This is a genomic window from Haloarcula sp. CBA1127, from assembly GCF_001485575.1.
Classification (GTDB): Archaea; Halobacteriota; Halobacteria; order Halobacteriales; family Haloarculaceae; genus Haloarcula.
Genome location: NZ_BCNB01000006.1, coordinates 174,654 through 197,007 on the forward strand (window position 1 = coordinate 174,654; position 22,354 = coordinate 197,007).

At 64.1% G+C, this 22,354-nt stretch carries 24 protein-coding genes and 1 pseudogene; 16 read left to right on the forward strand and 9 right to left on the reverse strand.

From position 1 onward, the window contains the following. Positions 1-73 precede the first annotated feature (73 nt). The 7 genes from AV059_RS05525 (at position 74) to AV059_RS05555 (ending at position 5,553) form a co-directional block, all read left to right on the forward strand. Complete coding sequence (locus AV059_RS05525; RefSeq protein WP_058992880.1) at positions 74-1,168, forward strand: hypothetical protein; 1,095 nt, start codon at positions 74-76, stop codon at positions 1,166-1,168. 85 nt (positions 1,169-1,253) lie between these two features. Beyond that, complete coding sequence (locus AV059_RS05530; RefSeq protein ID WP_058992882.1) at positions 1,254-2,045, forward strand: electron transfer flavoprotein subunit beta/FixA family protein; 792 nt, start codon at positions 1,254-1,256, stop codon at positions 2,043-2,045. Continuing rightward, complete coding sequence (locus AV059_RS05535; RefSeq protein WP_058992884.1) at positions 2,045-2,995, forward strand: electron transfer flavoprotein subunit alpha/FixB family protein; 951 nt, start codon at positions 2,045-2,047, stop codon at positions 2,993-2,995. Before AV059_RS05530 ends, AV059_RS05535 begins: the two co-directional genes overlap by 1 nt. Before the next feature lie 61 nt (positions 2,996-3,056). Further along, a complete protein-coding gene (locus tag AV059_RS05540) occupies positions 3,057-3,899 on the forward strand; it encodes a polyprenyl synthetase family protein (protein WP_058992886.1) in 843 nt (280 codons plus the stop codon). Positions 3,900-3,950: 51 nt separating this feature from the next. Then, complete coding sequence (locus AV059_RS05545; protein WP_058992888.1) at positions 3,951-4,514, forward strand: AAA family ATPase; 564 nt, start codon at positions 3,951-3,953, stop codon at positions 4,512-4,514. Next, positions 4,511-4,933 carry an RNA-binding domain-containing protein gene (locus AV059_RS05550; RefSeq protein WP_058992890.1) on the forward strand — a complete coding sequence of 141 codons (423 nt, stop codon included), beginning with the start codon at positions 4,511-4,513 and terminating at the stop codon, positions 4,931-4,933. Before AV059_RS05545 ends, AV059_RS05550 begins: the two co-directional genes overlap by 4 nt. Then, positions 4,930-5,553, forward strand: coding sequence for an HAD family hydrolase (locus AV059_RS05555; protein WP_058992892.1), 624 nt, complete (start codon positions 4,930-4,932; stop codon positions 5,551-5,553). The genes AV059_RS05550 and AV059_RS05555 overlap by 4 nt, the downstream gene beginning before the upstream one ends. Before the next feature lie 57 nt (positions 5,554-5,610). On the opposite strand, the gene AV059_RS05560 is transcribed toward AV059_RS05555, so the two are convergent. The 3 genes from AV059_RS05560 to AV059_RS05570 form a co-directional block, all read right to left on the reverse strand. Continuing rightward, a complete protein-coding gene (locus AV059_RS05560) occupies positions 5,611-5,955 on the reverse strand; it encodes a hypothetical protein (protein ID WP_004964575.1) in 345 nt (114 codons plus the stop codon). 239 nt (positions 5,956-6,194) lie between these two features. Continuing rightward, the gene (locus tag AV059_RS05565; protein ID WP_058992895.1) at positions 6,195-7,250 is read right to left on the reverse strand and encodes a molybdopterin-dependent oxidoreductase; all 1,056 of its coding nucleotides are present in this window, start codon (positions 7,248-7,250) and stop codon (positions 6,195-6,197) included. 51 nt (positions 7,251-7,301) lie between these two features. Next, positions 7,302-8,258 (reverse strand): lamin tail domain-containing protein, encoded by a 957-nt coding sequence (locus tag AV059_RS05570; RefSeq protein ID WP_058992897.1) that lies wholly within the window; start codon positions 8,256-8,258, stop codon positions 7,302-7,304. A gap of 87 nt (positions 8,259-8,345) precedes the next feature. On the opposite strand from AV059_RS05570, the gene AV059_RS05575 reads away from it, so the two are divergent. Both AV059_RS05575 and AV059_RS05580 read left to right on the forward strand, forming a co-directional pair. Beyond that, the gene (locus tag AV059_RS05575; RefSeq protein WP_058992899.1) at positions 8,346-9,236 is read left to right on the forward strand and encodes a CBS domain-containing protein; all 891 of its coding nucleotides are present in this window, start codon (positions 8,346-8,348) and stop codon (positions 9,234-9,236) included. Between the two features lie 123 nt (positions 9,237-9,359). Then, complete coding sequence (locus tag AV059_RS05580; protein ID WP_058992900.1) at positions 9,360-10,094, forward strand: GNAT family N-acetyltransferase; 735 nt, start codon at positions 9,360-9,362, stop codon at positions 10,092-10,094. A 19-nt stretch (positions 10,095-10,113) separates the two neighbouring features. Here the strand turns inward: AV059_RS05580 and AV059_RS05585 are convergent, their stop codons facing one another. The 4 genes from AV059_RS05585 to AV059_RS05600 all read right to left on the reverse strand — a co-directional run bounded on the left by AV059_RS05585 (position 10,114) and on the right by AV059_RS05600 (position 13,335). Further along, positions 10,114-11,160: a hypothetical protein gene (locus tag AV059_RS05585; RefSeq protein WP_058992902.1), complete on the reverse strand. Its 1,047-nt coding sequence runs from the start codon at positions 11,158-11,160 to the stop codon at positions 10,114-10,116. 122 nt (positions 11,161-11,282) lie between these two features. Next, the gene (locus AV059_RS05590) at positions 11,283-11,849 is read right to left on the reverse strand and encodes a magnesium transporter (protein WP_058992904.1); all 567 of its coding nucleotides are present in this window, start codon (positions 11,847-11,849) and stop codon (positions 11,283-11,285) included. Next, the gene (locus tag AV059_RS05595) at positions 11,850-12,428 is read right to left on the reverse strand and encodes a magnesium transporter (RefSeq protein ID WP_050037482.1); all 579 of its coding nucleotides are present in this window, start codon (positions 12,426-12,428) and stop codon (positions 11,850-11,852) included. 55 nt (positions 12,429-12,483) lie between these two features. After that, on the reverse strand, positions 12,484-13,335 hold the full coding sequence (locus AV059_RS05600) for a hypothetical protein (protein WP_058992906.1): 852 nt from the start codon (positions 13,333-13,335) through the stop codon (positions 12,484-12,486). Between the two features lie 131 nt (positions 13,336-13,466). Between AV059_RS05600 and AV059_RS05605 the strand changes: the two genes are divergently transcribed. The 6 genes from AV059_RS05605 (at position 13,467) to AV059_RS05630 (ending at position 19,205) form a co-directional block, all read left to right on the forward strand. Next, a complete protein-coding gene (locus tag AV059_RS05605; RefSeq protein ID WP_079990732.1) occupies positions 13,467-14,867 on the forward strand; it encodes a substrate-binding protein in 1,401 nt (466 codons plus the stop codon). A 132-nt stretch (positions 14,868-14,999) separates the two neighbouring features. Beyond that, positions 15,000-15,938 carry a branched-chain amino acid ABC transporter permease gene (locus AV059_RS05610; protein ID WP_007189237.1) on the forward strand — a complete coding sequence of 313 codons (939 nt, stop codon included), beginning with the start codon at positions 15,000-15,002 and terminating at the stop codon, positions 15,936-15,938. After that, positions 15,935-17,026, forward strand: coding sequence for a branched-chain amino acid ABC transporter permease (locus AV059_RS05615; protein ID WP_058992909.1), 1,092 nt, complete (start codon positions 15,935-15,937; stop codon positions 17,024-17,026). Before AV059_RS05610 ends, AV059_RS05615 begins: the two co-directional genes overlap by 4 nt. After that, positions 17,023-17,781, forward strand: coding sequence for an ABC transporter ATP-binding protein (locus tag AV059_RS05620; protein WP_058992911.1), 759 nt, complete (start codon positions 17,023-17,025; stop codon positions 17,779-17,781). Before AV059_RS05615 ends, AV059_RS05620 begins: the two co-directional genes overlap by 4 nt. After that, positions 17,778-18,521 carry an ABC transporter ATP-binding protein gene (locus AV059_RS05625; protein ID WP_058992912.1) on the forward strand — a complete coding sequence of 248 codons (744 nt, stop codon included), beginning with the start codon at positions 17,778-17,780 and terminating at the stop codon, positions 18,519-18,521. Before AV059_RS05620 ends, AV059_RS05625 begins: the two co-directional genes overlap by 4 nt. Next, complete coding sequence (locus tag AV059_RS05630; protein WP_058992914.1) at positions 18,522-19,205, forward strand: co-chaperone YbbN; 684 nt, start codon at positions 18,522-18,524, stop codon at positions 19,203-19,205. Between the two features lie 8 nt (positions 19,206-19,213). Here the strand turns inward: AV059_RS05630 and AV059_RS05635 are convergent, their stop codons facing one another. Both AV059_RS05635 and AV059_RS05640 read right to left on the reverse strand, forming a co-directional pair. Further along, the gene (locus AV059_RS05635) at positions 19,214-19,612 is read right to left on the reverse strand and encodes a universal stress protein (protein WP_004594022.1); all 399 of its coding nucleotides are present in this window, start codon (positions 19,610-19,612) and stop codon (positions 19,214-19,216) included. 109 nt (positions 19,613-19,721) lie between these two features. Further along, a complete protein-coding gene (locus AV059_RS05640) occupies positions 19,722-21,137 on the reverse strand; it encodes a signal recognition particle protein Srp54 (RefSeq protein ID WP_058992917.1) in 1,416 nt (471 codons plus the stop codon). Between the two features lie 262 nt (positions 21,138-21,399). Between AV059_RS05640 and AV059_RS05645 the strand changes: the two are divergent. Then, positions 21,400-22,307 (forward strand): annotated as a pseudogene (locus AV059_RS05645) (AEC family transporter). Positions 22,308-22,354 lie beyond the last annotated feature (47 nt).

Genomic DNA, 22,354 nt, shown 5'->3' on the forward strand with positions numbered 1-22,354 from the left:
TCAAAGCGTCCGCTGACGTTTTATTCTTGGATGGAAAGGGTTTTGCCCCCAGAACGTTCATCGGTGAACGAGAATGACCCCGCGGGTTTCAGGTGCCCTCCTCCTCCTTGTCCTGTTTGCCCTGTTGGCGACCCCGCCGCTTGCGACAGCGGCGGCGACGGATGATGTTCCCGCCCAACAGACGACCGGGACACCGGCACCGGTCGCGGAGAACACAACGTTCGCCCTCCAGATACAGTCAAACGGCGACGCCAAGTGGACGATAACGGACACCTATGCGCTTGACGAAGCTGAGACTGAGTGGTTTAGAGACACCGGTGAGCAGTTCGCCAGCGAGGACACCGAGGCAGTGTGGCTGCCGGCGTTCCGGGAGGCGAGCGACGAGGCCAGTGCCGCCACCGGCCGCGAGATGGAGATTACCGACGTCAACCGTCGGTACGAGGTGTCAGACCGCAAGGGGCAACTGATCCTCGAGTTTACGTGGACGAACTTCGCGGTCGTCACCGACGAGAACATCGTCGTCGGGGACGCGTTCAATTCAACGGACGGCACGTGGTTTGGGACACTGACCGCCGACCAGCGGTTCGTCATCTCGCCACCGCCCGGATACGGGGTGGAAAGTGCCCCGAGCGCCGTCGACGACGGAAAGCTGATTTTCGAGGGGCGACGGACGTTCGAGCCCGGGTACCTGTCCGTCGTTTACACTGGCGAACAACCGACTACCCAGACGCCGTCAGAAACCCCGGCATCGATGTTTGGCGGCGTCGACTCGACCTGGATCGGCGGGGTCGTGCTGATGGTGCTGCTCGTCGGGGCCGTCGGTTACATGTTCAAGACCGGATACACCGACGCGCTTCCATCGGTCGCAGCCGGGACCGACGACGGAGACGACAGCGCCGGGGCGGCAGCCCCAGCGAGCGACACCGCGGCCTCGGACGATGTCGACGTCGAACTCCTGAGCGATGAGGAACGCGTTGAGCGGCTCCTCGAAGAGAACGGCGGACGGATGAAGCAGGCCCGCATCGTCTCCGAGACCGGGTGGTCGAACGCGAAGGTGTCGCAGTTGCTCTCAGCGATGGACGAGGAGGGCCGCATCGACAAACTCCGTATCGGTCGGGAGAACCTCATTTCGTTCCCGGACGAGGATATCACCGACTTCGACGAGTAACCGACGGGACGACCTGAGTGTAAACAAGCCGGGCGTGGTTTCTGGTTCGAAAACGTTTATTCGCTGTCCGGTCGGACGTTCCAGCATGAAAATCCTTGTCACGGTAAAGGAGGTGGCAGCCGTCGACGACGAGTTCGAGATCGACGGACTCGCTATCGACGACCGGTACGTCACAGCCGACCTCAACGAGTGGGACGAGTACGCTGTCGAAGCGGCCGTCCAAATAAAGGAGGCTCACGACGACGTCGAGGTCGTCACCGCCACTATCGGCCCGTCCGAGACGGACGAAACGATCCGGCAAGCGTTGGCGAAGGGGGCCGACCGCGCCATCCGGGTCTGGGACGAAGCGCTCGATGACGCCGGCCTGCTAGACCCCGAGACGAAGGCAGAAGTGCTGGCCGCCGTCGCTGCCGAGGAAGACCCCGATCTGGTGCTGACCGGCGTCCAGTCCGCCGACGATGGGTTTGGGGCGACCGGTGTCACGCTGGCCGACAAGCTCGATATGGAGTGGGGCGCTGTCGTCAACAACCTCGACCTCGATCTGGAGGCAGGTGTCGCCAGCGTCCATCGGGAACTGGAAGGCGGCGTCGAGGAACTCACCGACATCGAGATCCCTGCCGTACTGACGATACAGACCGGGATCAACGACCCCCGCTACGCGAGTCTTCGAGGCATCCGGCAGGCCCAGAGCAAGGAGCTCGCGGAGTACAGCCTGACAGATATCGGTCTCGACGCGGCCGGGATTGAAAGCCCGCTGGAACAGACCTCGCTGTACGAGCCTGAAACCGAGGGCGATGCGACGGTGTTCGAGGGGAGTCCCGAGGAGACGGCAGCCGAGTTGGCTGAACTGCTCGCGGAGAAGGGGGTGACCAGCTAATGTCAGTCCTCGCTATCGCCGAGCACCGGCGCGGGGAGCTCCGACCGGTGAGCTTGGAACAGTTAGCAGCCGGTCGCGATCTCGCCGACGAACTCGGAAGCGAGCTACACACCGCCGTCATCGGCGGCGATGTCGAGGCGTTCGGGGCGGAGCTGAACCGCGAAGGCGTCGACGCCGTCCACACCGTCGATATCGGCGAAGAGTTCAACCACGACGTGTACACGCAGGTCGTCACCCAGCTGGCCACGGAGCTGGACCCGACCGTCCTCCTGATGCCAAACAGCGTCAACGGCCTCGATTACGCGCCAGCGGTCGCCAACCGGCTCGACCGACCACTCGTGACCGACGTGGTCGACATCGACGCCGAGGACGGCCTCACCGCTACCAGAGAGCTGTACGGCTCGAAAGCGGAGACGACAATCGACGTCCACGCCGACCAGGCGGCCGTGACCATCCGCCCGGCCGAGTGGCCGACCATCGAAGCGGACGGGGATGCTGCCATCGAGGCGTTCGACGCGACCATCGACGAGAGCGCCGTCAAGTCCACCGTGAAAGGCTTCGAAGAGGTCGGCGGTGGCGACATCGACATCACTGACGCCGACGTGCTGGTGTCCGTCGGCCGCGGGATCGAGGAGGAGGAGAACCTGGATATCATCCACGACCTCGCTGATGCGCTGGACGCGACGGTGTCGGGTTCCCGACCGCTTATCGACAACGGCTGGCTGGCGAAAGACCGTCAGGTCGGCCAGAGCGGGAAGGTCGTCACCCCAGACGTGTACATCGCCGTCGGTATCTCCGGGGCCGTCCAGCACGTCGCCGGGATGAAGGGGTCGGATACGATCGTTGCCATCAACACCGACCCGAACGCGCCGATATTCGATATCGCCGACTACGGCATCCAGGACGACCTGTTCGAGGTCGTCCCGGCACTCATCGAGCAGTTCCAGTAGCCGCTACACACTGAATCGCGGGTGACAAGGTACTTTTTATGGTAGTCCTAAGGGAGCGGTAATGGAGTATCTCGAGCGCCGGCGCGACCGGGTCGAGGAGCGCCTAGAGGCGGTTCTCGACAGCGTGGAGCCGGAGGAACTCGCAGACGAAGTGCGCCACGTGGCGCTTTCTGGGGGGAAGCGAGTGCGGCCGACGGTGACAGTGCTGGTGTGTGAGGCGCTGGGTGGGGAGCCGGCCGATGCCGTCGATTTCGCAGTCGGCATTGAACTCGTCCACAACGCTTCGCTAGTCATCGACGACATCATCGACGAGTCAGAACTCCGCCGGGGGTCCCCGGCCGCTTGGGAAGCCTTCGGCCACGGCCCCGCAATCATCGCCTCCGATGGCCTGCTCGGCGAAGCGTTCAATCTATTCTCGACGGACGAGCGCGCCATGCAGACCGTCTCCGAGTCGATGGTCGAACTAGGCGAGGGCGAGGCGATGGAACTGGTCGCAGAGCCCACCAACGAGCAGGAGTACATGGAACTGGCCCGCCGAAAAACCGGGGCGCTGTTCCGCGCTGCGGCAGAGCTGGGCGCGATCGCTGCCGACTCGGACCCGTACACGGTCGAGGCAGTCGGCCAGTACGCCGAACGGGTCGGCGTGGCCTTCCAGATGCGCGACGACGTGCTCGATGCGACGGCCGACGCCGAAACGCTGGGCAAGCCGGCCGGGACCGACGCGGAGATGGAACGACCGTCGTTGGTGGAAGTGACGGAGCTGACGACAGAGGAGGCAAACGAGCGAGCGCGGGCCGAGTCCGACGCCGCCCTCGAGTCGCTGTCGACCATCGACGCCCCGGAGTCCCAGTCGATGGAGTACCTACGCGACCTCGCGGAGTTCGTCGTTGTCCGCGAACGGTAAAGACCGATCCGAACGGGAGGGCTTTTGCCCGCTGCTCGATTACGCCCGGCAATGACAGTTATCGGTATCGTCGGGCTGCCGGGCAGTGGGAAAAGCGAGGCAGCGAACGTCGCCGCCGAGATGGACGTACCGGTCGTGACGATGGGCGACGTCATCCGCGAAGAGTGCCGTGACCGCGGGCTCGACCCCGCAACGGACCACGGGACAGTCGCGAAGGCGCTCCGAGAGGAGAACGGCCCCGCCGCCATCGCTGAGCGCTCGCTACCGATGATCGAGGCGGAACTCGAATCGAACGACACCGTCCTCGTCGACGGTATCCGGTCGGACGTGGAAGTCGAGGCGTTCGAGTCGGCGTTCGGCGACACGTTCCTGCTGGTCGAGGTAGACGCACCGTTTGAACTGCGGGCCGACCGACTTGACCTCCGTGGGCGGGACACCTCGGCGGAAGACGGCGGCGAATCGCTTGAGGACCGCGACGCTCGCGAACTCGGATTCGGAATGGGCGAGGCCATGGACATGGCCGACCTGACTATCGAAAATACGGAGACGCTGGCCGCGTTCCAGCGGACCGTTCGCACACTGATCCGTGACGGCCCGGAGGCACTCGACCAATGAGCGCCGTCTACTCCGTCGACGTCCGAATCGAGGCCCCCGTCAACGACACCGAAGTAACCGACAGAGTCGCCGACGCCATCCAGAACCTCTTCCCAGAGGCTGACCCGACCCACCAGCAGGGCGCGCTCGTCGCAGAGGTACACACGATGGACGGGTTCTCCGAGCTCCTCCACCGGCGGGAAATTCTGGACACAGCCCGGTCGGTCTTCTTCGACAATCTAGAGGGTGACACCTTCGCGTTCGACGTGAAAAAGCAGGCAGCGTTCGAGGGGCGGATTAACTTCGCGGTCGGTGACCCTTCGGAACTGGGCGACATCCACATGAACGTGACCGTCACCGAACCGACGGCCGAGGAGTACATCGACTACGTCGCGCCGCCAACCGAGGACGGACAGCCGGTCTACGACGACGACACATGACGACGACCATCTGTTTCGACCTCGACGACACGGTCGTCCACTATCCGGAGCCGTACAAGAATATCATCCAGAGAACAGTCGAGGCTCACGGTATCGAGTATACGGACGAGGTCCGGGCCGTTAGCAAGGAGGCGTTCTACACGGCCTTCGAGGCGCTGGAGCCGAACCCGTACCGCCAGTCGATGGCCGCCGTCGTGGAGGCGGTCGGGGCGGACGTGGACCTCGACACGCTGGTCGAGACGCTCAGGGAAACCGAGTTCGCATCGACGACCGTCCCCGACGCAGCCCGGGACAGCCTGACCGCACTTGCCGCCGACAATCAGCTCGCGATTGTCACCAACGGTATCCGGGAGCGGCAGGTCGCAAAGCTCGACCATCACGGGCTGACCGACCTGTTCGACCTCTTTGTCGCCTCCTACGAGGTCGGTGCACACAAGCCCGACAGCGCTCCGTTCGACCGGGTCCGGGAGGAGCTTCCGGCCGACGAGTACGTGATGGTCGGCAACGAGTACGAAAGCGATGTCGAGGGCGCACGCAACGCGGGCTTCGTGCCGATTCACTACGAGTCGGGCGACGACGGCGGGCCGGACCTCTGGGATTCTATCGACGCGCTGGTATAGCGTGCGTGACTGCCGCACAGAACACAACGGGTACTGGAAGCGGCCGATCGCCGGGGCTCAGGCCAGTACAGCTGTGAGGATGATACCGGTGTTCCACGCTGTCACCGCAACGCCTAGTAGCGCCAGTCCGAGCGGGACGCCGATGGAATACGGCCGAGAAACGTACTTCCAGACGGCGAAAAAGCCCACGAACACGGTTGCTTTCAGGCCAGTCAGCACCAGCACCGCGTGCTCTTCCAGCAGTAGTTTGACCACGGGGCTGAGTTCGGTCACGCCAGTAATGCTGTAGCCAATGAGCGTCGTGACGAGGTCGCCGACGCCGAAAAAAGCGACGGCGACCGCCCACAGGGCGACGGCGGTGTTCGACGGACCGGCAAATCGAGCGGGGTGCCGCCAGTTCATGCCTCCTGCTATCGCGCAGCGGTACTTCGTTAGTGGTAGCTTCAATGACAACTACAGTGGTAAGCTGCTCTTTCGAGCGTTGACAGCGCAGTGTTACACGGCCGGGAGTCAGCGAGGACCGACGGTGCAGCGGAGCGTACCCGTCCGAAGCAGCTATGTACTACAGGTAACCGCCGCCTTCCGAGGGGAAGGGCCACAAGGAGCGGCGACCGCGCTGCCGCTGAGGGGCTCGGACGGACTCAAAGTCCGCTCACGAATATCGCAAGCCACTCCCCGAGTTCGCGGCGCTTGCTGACGCGCACTGACTCGACCCACTTCACCCACTGAAACCCTCGACGGCCGGGCGCAACGAGTCGGAGCGGGTAGCCGTGACCGTGGGCCAGGCGCTCGCCATCGACGTGGGTAGCCAGCATGGCATCGCGGGCCTCCGACAGGGGGAGACTCCAGCGGTAGCCGGTGACGGAACGGAACTGGACCCACGCCGCCGCGTCGTCGGGGTCGGCAGCGTCGAGCAGGTCCCCGACCCGAACGCCATGCCACTCGTGGCCGGAGAACCAGCCGCTCGTGCAGTCAAGTATTGCCGACTCAGTCGCGTCCGGCGAGAGGTCGCCGGCGACGTAGCTTGTCTCGCGGGCGACCCGGCCAGCGACCGACAGCGACCAGTCGGCCGCGTCGACCGGGTCCGGGTCGTCGGCGACCCAGCTAGTGACAGGGAACCGGTTGCCGTCGCCGGTCCCGTCCTCTCGCGACCCGGTGTACCTTCGGTCCACGCCAGCCGTGTCGAGGGCATCGTTGACTGGCCCCTGGACTCGCCAGAGGAACGCCCCCGCAGTCACCAGCCCAGCGTACCGGAGGATGGCCCGACGGCCGCCACGGGTGGCCTGCGCCGGCGAGTAGAACCGGGCGCGGAGATGCACCAGTAGCAGTGGCGGGACCAGCAGGCCGAGCGCGACGTGGAGGTGAAACAGCCCCCATGGACCGAGGTCGAGCGTGCCGCCGAATATCCACCAGACGCCGGTACCGAGCGCGCCCAGTGTAACGGCGGCCAGACCGACCGAGAGGACACGAGTACCGGTCAGCCGCGACGGAGCGACACGGTGGAAGACACGACGAAGCTTCACCGGCAACAGAAGCGTCAGCACCACACCGGAGAGCGCATGGAGGTCGATAATCCACGCGCTGCTGGGGATGCCTGCGAAGATGGTGGCGACACCAGTGGCAAGCAGCGTCGCCACCGCCCCGAACAGCCCCCAGTCGACCGCCCGTGGCGTCGGCGTCAGCCGGCGGATGGTCATGGGTACCGTTAGCACTGGAGGTGTTTATACTGCCGTGGCGGCGTGACAGCGTCAGTACGGCTGTCGAAGGACCGTCTCGCCGCTGGCGTTCTTGACAATGACTGTGTCGCCGTCGTTGTTCCAGACCGCCCCGTTCCGGCCCCAGTACCGCTCGGTCTCAGTGTCGGTGCCGCTGCCGGTGTAGAGCGACACCGACGCGTTCGGGTCGAGGGTCAGGTTCGCGAATGTGTACTGATGGCCGACTTCGTCGCTGACCGTCCACCCGGAGAGGCCGACGGGCTCATCGCCGGTATTCGTGAGTGTGACGTACTCATCGTTCAGGTTCTCGTTGTCGTTGCCCGCCGCGTCGGCGTGGATTTCCGCAATTTCGACGCCGCTGGCGCTCTCGGACCCACCGTCGGCGATAGCCGTGCGGGTCACTGCGTCCGAATCCACACAGCGCCAGAGTCCGCGCCGGTCGGAGCGGGCAGCGTCCTCGGCCGCGTAGAATCGGTCGGCTCGCGTGAATTCGCTGTCGTACACGCGGGCATGGCCGGTCTCGACGAGTCGATAGTTAAACAGCGTCCCGTCGTGGACAACGTAGGCCAGTAGTCGGTCGTAGTAGCCGCGCCGGTCCAGATTCGGGTCGAACGAGAGTCCGACTGTCTCGCCCAGCAGTTGCTGCTTGGCGAGCGACGACGCGTTCGTGCCGGCTCCACGGAGGCAGGACGCACTAGCGTCGGTCTCGGGGACGCCCTCGAACTCCGCGGGGTCGTTCTCGGTGTGGACTTCGGGCGTGTCGACGCCGACGAGTCGGACCGTATCACCTGTCCCGTTCTCGTAGGCGACCTGTATCGTGTCGCCGTCGACGACAGCCGTGACCGTCACGGTGACAGCGGACTCCGGAACGTCGACTGCCGACTGGCCGTCGACGGCGGTCCCCGCGGGCTGAGACGGCGACCCGGTGAAGCCGCTACAGCCGGCAGCGACCACGAGGACACCGATAACGCCGAACACGCCCCATCGCATCACATGGGTGTTGGCGGCCGGCGACACAAGCGTGGCGGTGTCGCCGGGCGGACTGTTATACGTCTGCCATGTCTGGGTTTCGGTACAATGCTCGTCCCGCTGCCAGTCAGGGAAATCATGCGGACACCTGTCAAAACCATCAGCCCCGACGCGCCGGTCATCGAGGCGGCCCAGCGCCTCCGCGACGAGGAGATCGGTTCGCTCGTCGTCGAGGACGGCGGCTGCGTCGGCATCATCACGGAGAGCGACATCGTCGCCGTCACCGCAGCCGAGGGGGATACCAGAGCGCTGTCGGTCGGTGACGTAATGGCCGAGACGCTTGTGACGGTCACCCCCGACGCGGACATCGAAACGGCTGTGGATCGGTTGCGGACGAACAACATCAAGAAACTGCCCGTCGTCGAGGACGGGTCGCTCGTCGGTATCGTCACGACGACCGACCTCTCGGACTACATCCCGCATCTCTCTCGGGCAAGGGGAGCGTTCAATGACCAGTCACAGCGAAAGCGGTTCACCCGGCCAGACACGCTGTACGAGAACGAGGACTGGACGTTCGAGAGTTACGGGACTGCCGACGGTATCGACGTGGGTGACCACGTCGAGTTCAGCAAGACGATATCCAAGGCAGACGTGGAGGCCTTCGCCGAAGCGAGTGGCGACACGAACAGACTCCACCTTGACGCGACGTTCGCGGACGGAACGCGGTTTGGCCGCCGGATTGTCCACGGAACGCTCGTGTCCGGCATCATCAGCGCGGCTCTGGCGCGGCTCCCCGGACTGACGGTTTACCTCTCCCAAGAACTGAGCTATCAGGGACCTGTCGACATCGACGAGGAGGTCACCGCCCGCTGTGAGGTCGTCGAGCGCATTCAGGACAACCGGTTCCGCCTGGCCACGGCTGTCGATGATTCGGAGGGGAACTGCGTTATCGAAGGCGACGCCGTTGTCATCTCCGACCCGATTCCGGACACGGCCTGAACCGACAGTCAGGCACATCCCATCACATTCGACTATGACCAGTCCGGGAGAACTCTCACCACGTTCCCTGTTTCGTGTTACCAAATAACAATTGTTAATAATCTGCTAGTAGATACAACCGGTATGGACGCTGTCGAACGGCCGACATTCGAAACGAGCGCAGCGATGGAGGTGTACCAGTACGTCGAACGACACGGGACGGCGGCACGGCATAGAGTCCGTGAGATGGTAGACCTCTCTCCCGAAGCGTTCGAGAAGGCCCTGACGCACCTTCTGTCGAAGGGGTACATCGAGGACGACGGTGGGACACTGACGCTGGCGCTCGATGTCGGCTCAGTCGAGGAACACACCACGAACGGGCTGACGTACACGATTCGACCGGCCCACAACGACGATTTCGAGGGGCTCGTCCAGACCATTCGGAACGTCTCAAGCGACGGGACGTACGTTGTCGCCGAGAGCGTCGCCGAGCAGTTGCTGTACGAGGATGCCGTCACACGGCACAACACAGTCGAATCGAGAGTGTTTTTCGTCGCGACAGTTGACGAGGCGGTCGTCGGCTGGTGCCACCTCGACATCCCGCAACTGGACAAGCTTCGCGAGACGGCCCAGCTCACCGTCGGCGTCAGGGAGGAACAGCGTGGCCAGGGCATCGGCAGCCAGCTCATGCAACGCGGGCTGGACTGGGCGGAAGCCAACGGCTACCGGAAGCTGTACAACAGCGTGCCAGCGATTACGGAGAACGCGATGGTGTTCCTCGAAGACCACGGCTGGCACACAGAGGGTATCCGGCGGAACCACTACACCGTCGACGGCGAGCAGGTCGACGAAGTGATGATGGCCTACACGTTTGACTGACGGGGCCACTGGCCTCGCACTACAGTAGCACAACAAGCGCCAGCGCGATCCAGACGATTTTCAGCCCCGTGTTGACGACGATGACTTTCGAGCCGAACTCCCGACCCCAGATGCCATATTGGAACGGAATCGAGCGCTTGAACGTCGAGACGGCAAAGGAGATGATACCGCCGACGAGCATCGTCGCCACGGCAGTCCGAGCGGAGAAGGTCCCGTTCCGGATGAGCGGTGCGATGACCGTCGCCCCCGAGGTCGTATCGAGCGCGTAGGCGGCGATAACAGGGATGGCCGCGCCGGGCAAGCCAAGGAGCCCGGCGAATCCGTCGGCGGCAGTCGTCACGGACGCCCCGTTACTGCCGATGAGTGTCAGCAGTTCATCGCTGTAGGCGAGCAGTAGCGAGACGACGGCGTAGATAGCCGCTAGTCGCGGCAGGATGTCCCGAACTTTGTCCGTGGTCGCGTCGAACGCGGCCCTGACGGCCGCCCGACGGCTCTCCGGACGGTCGTCGAACACGTCGCCCGCGTCGTCGGCCGTCCCGCCGTCGGGGGCCGGGTCCGTATTTGTGCCTGACCGCCCGACGTTGGACGCGTCCAGCAGCACCGCGCCGGCGGCGATGCCGGTCAGCGTGATTGCCAGCGCGATGAGCCCCCGCGTGGCGACGTACAGCACCCCGACGCGAAAGCCCAGAATCGGGATGAGTATCGGGGCGTAGAACGTGATGATGTGCTGGGCGAAGCCGAAGAACGTGTTGATGGTGACGGCGACTATGGTCGCTCGGTCGGACAGCACGCCGGACTCCCGGAAGTCGGCGAGCATCCCGTAACCGGCGGTCGTCGACGCCGTTGTCGTCAGGATAGCGGTGCCGACCTCGTCCGGGAGGTTCGCCGGCGACGTGAGATAGCGCGAGACGACGGCAATCTTCTCGACCAGTCCGAACGCCACCGCCAGTTCGGCGAGGAACACGCCAAAGGAGAGGAAGAGCGTGATGCGGAGCACCCGGACAGCGACCTCTCCGAGGACAGCGACCGCCGGGTGGCCAAGCACTGCGGCGACGAGCGACTGCACGCTGAAACGTACGACCCTGGCCCGCAAATGCCCATCGATAGCGTCGGTCGATTTTAGGAAGATGGCTGCCGGACACGGTGGCCGCGCGGGACGACGGCTACCGCAGTGCCGACACCGACCTGTCACACGAGGACGCGAACAGCACCGAACAGCACCACCACGCCCAGCACGTCACAGACGTTCGTGACGACGGGGATGACCACGTCGTCGGGGTCCAGTTCGAACCGGTAGGCGGCGTAGGTCGTCACCGTCGTCACGACGATAGCCAACAGTGCCAGCAGGCTGCCGCTGACGAGCGCGACCAGCACGACCGTCCGGAGCGGGAGCGTAGCGCCGCCGATGACGGTCTGGAGTAGCCACGCGCCGGCACCGACAAGCGGGAACAGTGTCACCGCGAGCGCAAGCGTAGCGATAGCGTTGCCGGCCAATCGGTCGTCGGTCGCCGCAAACGACAGGAGGCCGAGGTGAAACGCCGTCGAGAACCGCGCTGCGAGGATGCTGCCGAGGTTGCCCGCCATCCCGATTGTCACCGGGACGAGCACGAGCAGCGACGGATACTGCAGCAGTGTTCCCTCGAAGGTATCGAGGACGAGACCGCTCCCGAGTTCGATTGCCGTGAGCACGACCAGAATGGGAAACATCGTCCGGACGATACCCGAGACCGACCACTGGGAGGCGAACTCCGCCATTCAGCCACCCCCCAGCGCGAGGACGAGGCGGGTCGCGCCCAACAGCGTCGCGATGCCGACCACATCGCCCGTCGTCGTCACGACCGGGCCGGCCAGCGTATCCGGATTGAGGCCGCGGCGGTAGCCGACGAACACGACCGAGACGACGGCAATGGTCAACAACAGCCCGGAGACGAAGCCCGCGATGAGCGCAATGGCGACGAGGGTTGTGAGGGGAGCCGATGGTCGCCCAACCAGCGCGAGCAGGGCGACAGCCATCACCGCGGCGACGCCGCTGATAAGGACGCCGTTTGCCAGTGCCGCCGCGACAGCGGCGTTGATGCGGTCGTCGTCGAAGGAAAACCGCGGGTCGATCAGTCCCTGATGGAGCGCAGACCCCAGACGTGCGCCAAGGGAGCCATAGACGTTCCCCCGAGTGGCGAGCAGCGCCGGAACGAGCACGAGTAGCCCGGCGACGTCCTGTAGTTCCGCGTCCATGCCGCCGAGGACAACGCCCGCGAAGAGGCCGCCGACCGCACTGAGCGCCAGCACCGGGAGCGATTCCCGGTAGGCTTCGAGTGCCACCTCGCGGACAGTCATTGCAGGGCGAAGGACGGCGAGCGAAAAAAAGCCCCCTGATAGCGCTGGCGACGCTTCAGTCGGGAGTCGACTGAGCCCTGTCGCGCCACGGTGGCGGCCCGACCGTCGTGTTCCCGACCGCTGTAAACCGGACCGTTCTGGTGACTGTGACCGGTTCCCCGCCCCCCGTTGCCGTCGTGTACTCGGTCCGGTAGTTGCGGACGAGGCCTGACCGAGTGACGTGGGCGACAAGCGTTGCGTTCTCCCGGCTCGCCCACGCTGTCGATGTCGTGTTTTCCCGCAGTCGGTCGCCCCTGATGATGTAGACGGTCCCGTCTGACTGCTGGGACTGTAAGGTCCGGGTCTGGAACGGGGCAACGGTCCGAGTGACGTCGGTGGCCGGGCGGCCGTTCAACGCGGCAGCGTGAACCCAGTACCGCCACGTTCCGGCGTAGCTGTCCGGCGGGTCGTACTCGTTGTACACGGTACGGTTGTCGCGCACGAGCCGGCGGAGATACGTGTCGCCGTCGGACCAGAACGACGCGGTCGCCGGCGGCCGCCCGAGGAGTCCCGGGGCCGCAGGGCCGCGGACAGAGACGTTGGCGAGATGTGTCCGGTTCGCGTCCAGCGCGACCTGAACTCGGAGGTGAGACCGTAACGACCCGTTTGCATATCTGACGGTCCGATTCATCGTCAGCGTGTACCCGGTTCCGTTGAGACGGTCACTGTGAGCGGAACCGAGCAGAGATGGGCTGGTGACGCCCGTCGCCCCGACGCCGGCCGGATACGTGGTCGCAGAGTCGGTCGGCACCGGGGCGGGCGTCACCGGCGTCGCCGAGTCGTCGCCGCCGCTGAACCCGAACCCGCCACAGCCCGCGGTTACGACGATGGTGAGGACGAGTAGCTGCCGACGCAGATTCCTCGTCATGTTTTAACAAACCAATCAGGTCAGAATAAGTCTACGGATCGCCATTTATCCGAGATATGTCGTTCTATAGATGTGAAATCGTTGATTAACCTACCGAAACTATTATGATATATACAGACACCGTATGGAACATGCCAACTAATGGCAGATCGGTCAACCGACGACAGTTGCTGAAGAGTACGGGCGTCGCAGGTGTGGCAGGGCTGACGGGACTGGCCGGTTGTTCCGGTGGCGACGGTGGCGATGGTGGTGGCGACGGTGGCGACGGTGGCGACGGTGGCGATGGTGGTGGCGACGGTGGCGACGACTACCCGTCACTCGGGAATTTCCCGGTCGAGGGCGACACAGTCACGTTCGGATTCAACGTTCCACAATCCGGACCCTACTCCTCTGAGGGGCAGGACGAACTCCGGGCGTACGAACTCGCACAGAAACACCTCAATAACGGGGGTGGCTGGGTGGACAGCTTCGAGGACCTCAGCGGTGACGGCGTCCTCGGGTACACGGTCGATTCGGTAAATGGCGACACGGCGACCGATGCCGATACCGCTCGGCAGGCCGCCTCGCGGATGATAAACCGGGACGACGTGGTGATGATCTCGGGCGGCTCTTCCAGCGCAGTGGCCATCGCCGTGCAGGGCCTCTGTCAGTCGCAGAACGTGATGTTCATGGCCTGTCTGACCCACTCGAACGACACGACCGGGAAAGACTGTGCCCGGTACGGGTTCCGGGAGATGTTCAACGCGTACATGACCGGCCAGGCACTCGCGCCGGTACTTGAAAGCGAGTACGGCTCGGACAACTCCTTCTACCAGCTGTACGCCGACTACTCCTGGGGCCAGACCCAGCAGGACTCGATGAACCAGTTCCTCTCGGAGATTGGCTGGGAAGAGGTCGACAGCGTGCCGACGCCGCTCGGGACCAGCGACTTCTCCTCGTATCTCTCGGAGGCCGCAAACAGCGGCGCGGACGTGCTCGTCCTGAACCACTACGGGCTGGACGGCGCGAACTCCGTCTCGCAGGCCGTCGATGCCGGAATCGACGAGGACATGGAACTCGTCGTTCCGCTGTACAACCGCCCGATGGCACAGGCCGCCGGTGGGTCCATCGAAGGCATTTACGGGACGATCGCCTGGGACTCCCAGATCGACAACGAGGCGTCGAACGCGTTCACGCAGGCGTTCCAGGACGAGTACGACCGCGTCCCATCCGGGCCGGCCCAGCTCGCCTACTCGCAGACGCTCCAGTACGCGGCCGCCGCCGAGCGAGCAGGCACGTTCTACCCGCCGGAGGTCATCCGCCAGCTGGAGGACTACGAGTACAGCAACATCGGCATGGGCCAGGAGACGATGCGTGCCTGCGACCATCAGGCCCAGCGGGACATTCCAGTTGCCCAGGGACTGCCGGAGAGCGAACAGTCAGACGGGAACTTCATCGACATTGTCGAGATCACCTCCCGAGACGACGTCGGATACGCGTGTGATTCCGGGCCGGCCGCAGAGTGCGAACTCGGCGAGTACGGCGACGAATAGGGCAGAATCCGGACAGGGGACCGTACCCCTCATGATTTATAGTGCATGAGGTTGCCTTACTTGATACACAAAAACTAGCATGATTAGGAATACGCAGAGAGTACGAGAAGAGTGCGGTGGGGGGGATCCGGCGTGACGCTACTCGCGGACATCCTCACCATCTTATTGAATGGGTTACAACAGGGCGCGATTTACGTCCTGCTCGCGGTCGGACTGTCGATTATCCTCGGGACGCTAAAATTCGTCAACTTCGCCCACGGGGCGCTGTACCTCGTCGGCGCATATCTGGGGCTGTTCATAACCGGACAGGTTCCGTTGAACAACGGTCAGTTAGCGGAATGGGGCATCCAGTCATACGGTATCGGACTGGGATTCGTCGCCGCATTGGTCATCGTGCCGATTGTCGTGTTCATTATCGGACTGCTGATGGAGCGGTTCATCGCACAGGCGTTTTACGACCGACCCGATACTGACCAGATTCTCGTGACATTCGGGCTCGCAATTATCGTCCAGGAACTGCTCCGGGCACTGCTGGGCGGGAGCAGCCAGCCGTTCCCACAGCCCTCGTGGGCATCCGGTCCCATCGCGCTGCCCGTGGTCGGAAACTTCCCGCGCTGGCGACTCGGCGTCATCGCCATTACGGCAGTCCTCGTCCTTGGCGTGTACGCACTCGTCGAGTACACTGACTTCGGCCTCATCGTCCAGGCCGGTACCCTCGACGGCGAGATGGTTCGACTGCTTGGGATCAAACTGAGCCGACCGTATCTCGTCGTGTTCGGCATCGGTGCCGCACTCGCCGGCGTGGCCGGCGTCGTCGGTGGCCCGCTTGCGAACGTCAACCCCAACATCGGGACTGAACAGTTAGTGCCGGCGTTTCTGACGGTCGTCATCGGTGGCGTCGGGAAAATAGAGGGGGCCGTGGTCGCCGGGCTGATGCTCGGGACGCTGCAGGTACTCCTCATCCAGACCGGCTATGCCGCCTGGAGCCAGGTCGGCATCTACGCGCTCGCAGCGCTAGTCCTGCTGGTGCGTCCGCAGGGGCTGCTGGGTTCGGAGGTGGATGTTTCGTGAGCGACGAACCACGTGACGCGACTGCCACGGCGGCGGCCGACGCGGATGCAGAGGTCACCGGTGGCCTCGCGGACCGCTGGGCTAGCTTCCGCGATCGGGAGATATCGACAGTCCTGCTCACCGTCGTTGGTGTGGCTGTCTTCCCATTCCTGTTCAACAATTTCCTTGACGGCTACACGCAGCTGGCGACGCTGATGCTCATCTACGGCATCTTCGCCGTCGGCTTCGACATCCTGCTTGGCTACACCGGCCTGCTGTCGTTCGGTCACGCCGTCTTCTTCGGCGGCGCGGCCTACGCCGCGGGCATCTTCAGCGCGAGCGTCAGCAGCTCGCCGCTGCTCGTGTTGCTCGCCGGTACGGTGTTTGCCGTGTTGCTGGCGTGGATTGTCGGGTTCCTGTCGCTGCGCCGCGGCGGGATTTACTTCGCCATCCTGACGCTGACGTTCGGCCAGATGTCGTTCTACCTGGCGGCCTCGCCGCTGGCCTTCCTCACCAACGGTGAGAACGGGTTTACCTCCGTCAACATCGGCCACCTGCTGGGCGTCATCGACATCCACGGCGGGGTGCCGTTCCCGCTGACGATGCTGGTGGACAATATGCTGTACGTGTTCGTCGCCGTCATGACGGTGCTGTCAGTCGCGATGGCAAATCGCATTCTCCACTCGCCGTATGGAACCGTCTTCCGCGCGATTCGGGAGAACGAGCGACGAGCGGAGTTCGTCGGGCTGGACGTCTGGCGGTACAAGCTGATGGCGTTCATCATCTCGGCAGCCTTCGCTGGCATCGCTGGGAGCCTGTTTACCATCGAGGGGAACTACGTGCCCCTGCAGTCGCTGTACTGGACCGAGTCCGGTCGTATCGTCATCATGACTGTGCTCGGCGGTGTCGGCTCGCTGTTCGGGCCGCTGTTCGGCGCTGGCCTGTACCTGTACATCGAGAATATTGTCAGCGGGTTCGAGACACTCGGTCCGTTCTGGCACCTCATCCTCGGGGTTGTGTTCGTCGTCGCCGTCGTCCTCTTCCCGAACGGTATCTGGGGCGGTATCGACTACGTTCGTGACATGGTCGTCGGAGGTGAGGACGAATGACGGTCCTCAAGACGGAACGGCTCACCAAGCAGTTCGGCGGCCTCACGGCCGTCGACGAGGTGGATCTGGAGATAGAACAGGGCGAGGGTGTGAGCCTCATCGGCCCCAACGGCGCGGGGAAATCGACGTTCATCAACCTCGTCACCAGACGGCTCGAACCGAGCTACGGCGAGATCGCGTTCCAAGGGGATTCCATCATCGGGATGGACCCGCACGAGGTCGTCCAGCGGGGGATGAGCAAGTCCTTCCAGACAGCCTCTATCTTCCCCGAACTAACGGTCAAGGAGAACGCGACCATCGCGGCGCTGGCAGCCGAGCACGGTTCGTTCCGGTTCAATTTCTTCCGGAACCAGAACAGCTACCCGGCGGTCGATGAACTGGCGAACGAGGTCCTCGAGTCGGTCGGTCTGTACGACGAGCGGGAGAACCAGGCCGATAGCCTCGACTACGGGAACAAGCGCCGGCTCGAACTCGGCATTGCGCTGGCCGCCGAGCCGGATATGCTGCTGATGGACGAGCCAACGGCGGGAATGTCGCCCGACGAGACGAAATCGACCGTCGACCTCATCAAACGCGTCAAGGATGAACTCGATCTGACGTTCCTGCTTGTCGAACACGACATGGAGATCGTCTTCGACATCTCCGACCGCATCGTCGTCCTCAATCGCGGGTCGGTTATCGCGGAGGGGACGCCGACGGAAGTACAGAACGACCCTGCTGTGCAGGAAGCGTATCTCGGAGGTGTCGAGGAATGACGTTGCTCGACGTGGACAATATCAACGGCTACTACGGCGAGAGCCACATCATTCAGGACGTGTCGATGAGCGTCGATGACGGCGAAATCACGGCCTTGCTGGGCCGTAACGGCGCGGGAAAGACCTCGACGCTCCGGTGTATCTCCGGAGCGACGCCGCCCGATGTCCGGAGCGGTGCGATCCAGTTCGACGGAACGGACATCACCAACGCTCCGCCGGAGGACATCGCCGTCCGCGGTATCTCGCTGGTTCCGGAGGAACGGCGCGTGTTCACTGACCTGACCGTCGCCGAGAACCTCCACCTCGCGGACACCGTCCGCAACAAATCCAACACCTGGCGGCGGAAGCTCGATTTCCGCGACGAAGGGATGTCGGCGGCGGAGATTTACGAGTACTTCCCGAGACTCGACGAACGGCGGTCACAGAAGGCCGGCACGCTCTCCGGAGGCGAACAGCAGATGCTCGCCATCGCCCGTGCGCTCCACCAGAGCACCGACCTGTTGATGCTCGACGAGCCATACGAGGGGCTGGCACCACAGATCATTGAGTCCGTCGAGAACGCCATCGAACGCATCAGCGAGGACGGGACGACGATACTACTGGTCGAGCAAAACGCCGTCGCAGCGATGAAGATCGCCGACCGGTGTTACGTGCTGGACCGCGGGCAAGTGGTCTTCGAGGGGCCCGCCGAGGAACTGCAGAAAGATCAAGAAACGCGGGACAAGTACCTAGGTGTCTGAATGTCGGAAACTCAATCTCCCGAAGCGCTACTCGACGCACTGCAGTCGGAGGGTGTCGTCGTCATCGACGAGGAAACGGACGAAGTCAGCACGACAGAGGCGTTCGAGGCCGACCGCGAGGTGTACTACGACACCTACGTGACGATGGGCGACGCGGAGTTCCACGAGTCTGTCGCCGAGGTGTTCGGCCTCGATTCGGCTGCCGAAGCGGCCGAACGGGTCGACGAACTCGACGTGTCACGCGAGGAGTTCGCCACGTTCCTGACCCTGCGGTCGAACGTTGACGGCTCCTACACAACCGTGGAGCTGACGACGATGGCACAGATGGCGACCGAACTGGGGCCGGAGACGCCGGTCCCCGATGCGGTCGAACATCTGGACGACGACAGCTACGAGGCGTTCGTCGACGCCCACGACCGGTGTGTCGTGACCGTGTGGAAGCTGTTTTGCGATCCCTGCGAAGCCATGAAAGAGCAGTTAGACGAGGTCCTGGCCGCGTTCCCGGACGGCGTTCCGGTCGGTGGCCTCGCCGGCGAGCGGTCCCCGGAGTTCTGTCAGTCGGTCGGGGTCAACGCGGCCCCCGCTGTCGTGCTGTTCGAGGACGGCGAGCCTGTCGAACGGATCACTGGCCGGACAGACCCGTCGCCGCTCGCGGACCGGGTCGAAGAAGTGTACGGCGTCTGACTGCGGCGTTACTCTTCTTCGCCGCTGCAGACCAGCACGGATCGGTCCGTGCCCAGAATCACGCTCTGTGTGACGCTGCCGAACAGCACCTTGCCTGTCGGCGTCCGCTTGCGTCCGGCGACGACAATCATGTCGGCGTCCTGCTCGTCAGCTAGCCGGAGGATTGCGTCGGCCGGTTCGCCGCTTGATTCTTCCAGCGCCACCTCGACGCCAGCGTCCTCAAGGACTTCTCGTGCCCGGCGCACGGAGGCCACCTGATCAACGGACGCGCCTTCGGGGTTCTCCTCGAAGTCGTGTAGCAGCGTGACACGGACCTGGCTGGCGTCCATCGGAACTTCGGTTATCGCTTCCGCGATGGCAGTCCCACGAGCCTCACTTTTGTCTATCCCAGCGACAATTTCGTACATGCTCGCTTCATCCGTAGGACGGGCCAACCCTTAGTTCTGGCCCGGATTTCAAGCATAGATCATCAAAAATAACGTCACGTATCGCGTCCCGCACATCGACGCAGCGGCGTTAGTCGCCGAACGGCCCCATACCGCCGCCACCCATACCGCCCATACCGCCACCGCCGCCTCCGCCACCGCCCTGCTGCATCTGTTTCATCATCCGCTCCATGTCGCCGTCGCCCATTCCCTGGAACTGCTTGAGCATCTGCTCCATCTGCTTGTGCTGCTGGAGGAGTTCACGCACCCGCTCCTCGGGCTTGCCGGACCCGCGGCAGATGCGCTTGGTGCGGGACTGGCCGACGACACGAGGGTTCTCCAGTTCCTCCTCGGTCATCGAGTCCATGATGACGTCGAAGTCCCGCATCCGCTCCTGGGTCACGTCCATCGCGTCGTCGGGGAGCTGGTCCATCAGCCCGCCGCCCAGGCCGGGGATCATGTCCATCACCTGGTCCAGCGGCCCCATGTTGTTCATCGTCTGCATCTGCTTGCGCATATCCTTGAGAGTGAACTGCCCCTCCAGCATATCCTCGGGGTCCCAGTCCTCCTCGTCGCCTTCCTGGGTTTCCTCCATCGCGCGCTCGACGCGCTCGGTGAGCTGTTTGAGGTCGCCCATCCCGAGCAGTCGGGAGATGAACCCGGAGGGCTCGAACCGCTCGATGTCCTTGACCGTCTCCCCGGAGCCGAGGAAGGCGATGGTAGAGTCGGTCTCGTTGACCGCTGCGAGCGCGCCCCCACCTTTCGCCGTCCCGTCGAGCTTCGTGATGACGACGCCGTCGATGCCGATGGCCGCCTCGAAGTCGGCGGCCTGGCTCTTGGCGCTCTGGCCCATCGCTGCGTCCAGCACGAGCAGGTCCCGGTCGGGCTGGACCTCCTGCTCGATGCGCTCGATCTGTTCGATGAGTTCCTCGTTCAGGCCGTCACGGCCCGCCGTGTCCACGATGCGAACGTCCGCGTTCTCCGTCGCTTCCAGCCCGTCACGGGCGATCTTCACCGGGTCGTCCTCGTCGGGGTCGCCGTAGAAGTCGACCTCGGCGCGCTCGGCCATTTCCTTGGACTGGTCGTACGCGCCGGGTCGGTCCGTGTCGGTCTGGATGATTGCCGGCCGGAGCCCTTTCGTCGAGAACCACCACGCCATCTTCGCGGCCGTGGTCGTCTTCCCTGACCCGTACAGGCCGGCGAGCATGATGGTCTGCTCTTCTAGCGGGAGTTCGGTCGACTCACCGACGAGGTCGACCAGTTCCTCGTAGACGATCCGCAGGACCCAATCGCGCGGGGTCGTCCCGGCCGGCGGTTCCTCCTCCAGCGCGCGCGTCTCGATGCTGTCAGAGAGGTCCTGTACGAGCCCGACGTCCACGTCGGCCTGCAACAGCGACCGCTGAATCTCCTTGACGATGTCCTCGATGTCCTCCTCGGAGAGCCGGGACTTCCCCCGGAGGTCATCAAGTGTCCCCCGAAGCGAACTCCCAAGATCGTCGAGTACCATTGTTAGCGCGAGATACGCGACGGCGCGGGTAAAGGCTTGTTGTCATGCTGTCGCCCGCTAACCGCTGGGATGACTGCCGTATCCGTTCGGTTAGGGCCGATTCGCTCACTGCTATCGGAGCGAGGCAGAACGGCAGGCCCGTCTCAGTTTTCCGGCCATCTCCGGGCGGGACGTGCGATCTGTGTAAGACAGCATCTGCATGATTAATTCCACGGCTACCGGTGGCGAAAGGGTGAAGAGGTCGAACCGACTGAGCGACAATATGGGCGTTCTCGGGCAGCTCGGATTCATGGTCGCCTTTCTTTCGGCCGGCGTCGCCGCCGGCCACTTCGGGCTGTTGACCGACCGGCGGACGGATATCCTCACCACACTCGTCTTTACGGTCGCGCTGCCGGCACTCATATTCCGATCCACGTACGACCGCCCGTTACGGGAGATTATTTCGCCGGCGTTGCTGGGGGCTTCTGGGTCATCGTCGCGCTGACGATAACGCTGGGTTGGCTCGTCCACCGTCGGCTGGAGTCCGCCGACCGCCGCAGCGTCTCCGTCGTCCAGTCGTATCACAGCAACATGGGGTTTCTCGGTCTGCCGCTCGTAGCGGCGACGATGGGCAGCGAAGCGACGGCCGTCGCCAGCGTCATCCTCGGCATCGGCGCGGTGACCCACGTCCCGGTGACGGTGTTCCTGCTGGTCCGCATCAACGGCAGCGACGCCTCGCTGCTGGGTGAGTCCAAAAAGCTCGTGACGAACCCGGTACTCATCGCGCTGGCGGCGGGCATCACAGCCTCGGTCCTATCGCTATCCGTTCCGGAGTCACTCGTCAGTGCGCTCGGCCCGCCGGCTGAACTGGCGCTACCGGTCGCCCTGCTGTGTATCGGTGCGACGCTCGACACGGACCTTCCGGTGTCGGATCTGCAAAAGACCGTCAGCGTCGTCGGGCTGAAGGTGCTGTGGATGCCGGCGCTGGCGTGGCTGGTGTACTCCTCGCTGTCGATGGACACGACGGCGCTAGGCGCAGCGGTCGTGATGCTCGGCACCCCAACGGCAGTGTCGACATACGTCTACACGACGGAACTCGGCGGCGATGCGGCGTTCGCCTCGCTGAACGTCTTCACGTCGACGGTGGTCTCCATCGGAACGCTTTCGCTCCTCGTCTGGCTGTTCGCCTGACACCGCGCCGTGGTCACGCTTTTGCCCGCCGACGCCCCCACCGACGG

What these genes read in the sequence shown, in the direction of transcription:
- AV059_RS05545 (WP_058992888.1), top strand. Translation starts at nt 3,951, where the DNA reads ATGACAGTTATCGGTATCGTCGGGCTGCCGGGCAGTGGGAAAAGCGAG.
- AV059_RS05535 (WP_058992884.1), top strand. Translation starts at nt 2,045, where the DNA reads ATGTCAGTCCTCGCTATCGCCGAGCACCGGCGCGGGGAGCTCCGACCG.
- AV059_RS05570 (WP_058992897.1), bottom strand. Translation starts at nt 8,258, where the DNA reads ATGCGATGGGGCGTGTTCGGCGTTATCGGTGTCCTCGTGGTCGCTGCC.
- AV059_RS05550 (WP_058992890.1), top strand. Translation starts at nt 4,511, where the DNA reads ATGAGCGCCGTCTACTCCGTCGACGTCCGAATCGAGGCCCCCGTCAAC.
- AV059_RS05565 (WP_058992895.1), bottom strand. Translation starts at nt 7,250, where the DNA reads ATGACCATCCGCCGGCTGACGCCGACGCCACGGGCGGTCGACTGGGGG.
- AV059_RS05540 (WP_058992886.1), top strand. Translation starts at nt 3,057, where the DNA reads ATGGAGTATCTCGAGCGCCGGCGCGACCGGGTCGAGGAGCGCCTAGAG.
- AV059_RS05625 (WP_058992912.1), top strand. Translation starts at nt 17,778, where the DNA reads ATGACGTTGCTCGACGTGGACAATATCAACGGCTACTACGGCGAGAGC.
- AV059_RS05605 (WP_079990732.1), top strand. Translation starts at nt 13,467, where the DNA reads ATGCCAACTAATGGCAGATCGGTCAACCGACGACAGTTGCTGAAGAGT.
- AV059_RS05600 (WP_058992906.1), bottom strand. Translation starts at nt 13,335, where the DNA reads ATGACGAGGAATCTGCGTCGGCAGCTACTCGTCCTCACCATCGTCGTA.
- AV059_RS05530 (WP_058992882.1), top strand. Translation starts at nt 1,254, where the DNA reads ATGAAAATCCTTGTCACGGTAAAGGAGGTGGCAGCCGTCGACGACGAG.
- AV059_RS05630 (WP_058992914.1), top strand. Translation starts at nt 18,522, where the DNA reads ATGTCGGAAACTCAATCTCCCGAAGCGCTACTCGACGCACTGCAGTCG.
- AV059_RS05575 (WP_058992899.1), top strand. Translation starts at nt 8,346, where the DNA reads ATGCTCGTCCCGCTGCCAGTCAGGGAAATCATGCGGACACCTGTCAAA.
- AV059_RS05595 (WP_050037482.1), bottom strand. Translation starts at nt 12,428, where the DNA reads ATGACTGTCCGCGAGGTGGCACTCGAAGCCTACCGGGAATCGCTCCCG.
- AV059_RS05555 (WP_058992892.1), top strand. Translation starts at nt 4,930, where the DNA reads ATGACGACGACCATCTGTTTCGACCTCGACGACACGGTCGTCCACTAT.
- AV059_RS05525 (WP_058992880.1), top strand. Translation starts at nt 74, where the DNA reads ATGACCCCGCGGGTTTCAGGTGCCCTCCTCCTCCTTGTCCTGTTTGCC.
- AV059_RS05620 (WP_058992911.1), top strand. Translation starts at nt 17,023, where the DNA reads ATGACGGTCCTCAAGACGGAACGGCTCACCAAGCAGTTCGGCGGCCTC.
- AV059_RS05580 (WP_058992900.1), top strand. Translation starts at nt 9,360, where the DNA reads ATGGACGCTGTCGAACGGCCGACATTCGAAACGAGCGCAGCGATGGAG.
- AV059_RS05635 (WP_004594022.1), bottom strand. Translation starts at nt 19,612, where the DNA reads ATGTACGAAATTGTCGCTGGGATAGACAAAAGTGAGGCTCGTGGGACT.
- AV059_RS05640 (WP_058992917.1), bottom strand. Translation starts at nt 21,137, where the DNA reads ATGGTACTCGACGATCTTGGGAGTTCGCTTCGGGGGACACTTGATGAC.
- AV059_RS05590 (WP_058992904.1), bottom strand. Translation starts at nt 11,849, where the DNA reads ATGGCGGAGTTCGCCTCCCAGTGGTCGGTCTCGGGTATCGTCCGGACG.
- AV059_RS05560 (WP_004964575.1), bottom strand. Translation starts at nt 5,955, where the DNA reads ATGAACTGGCGGCACCCCGCTCGATTTGCCGGTCCGTCGAACACCGCC.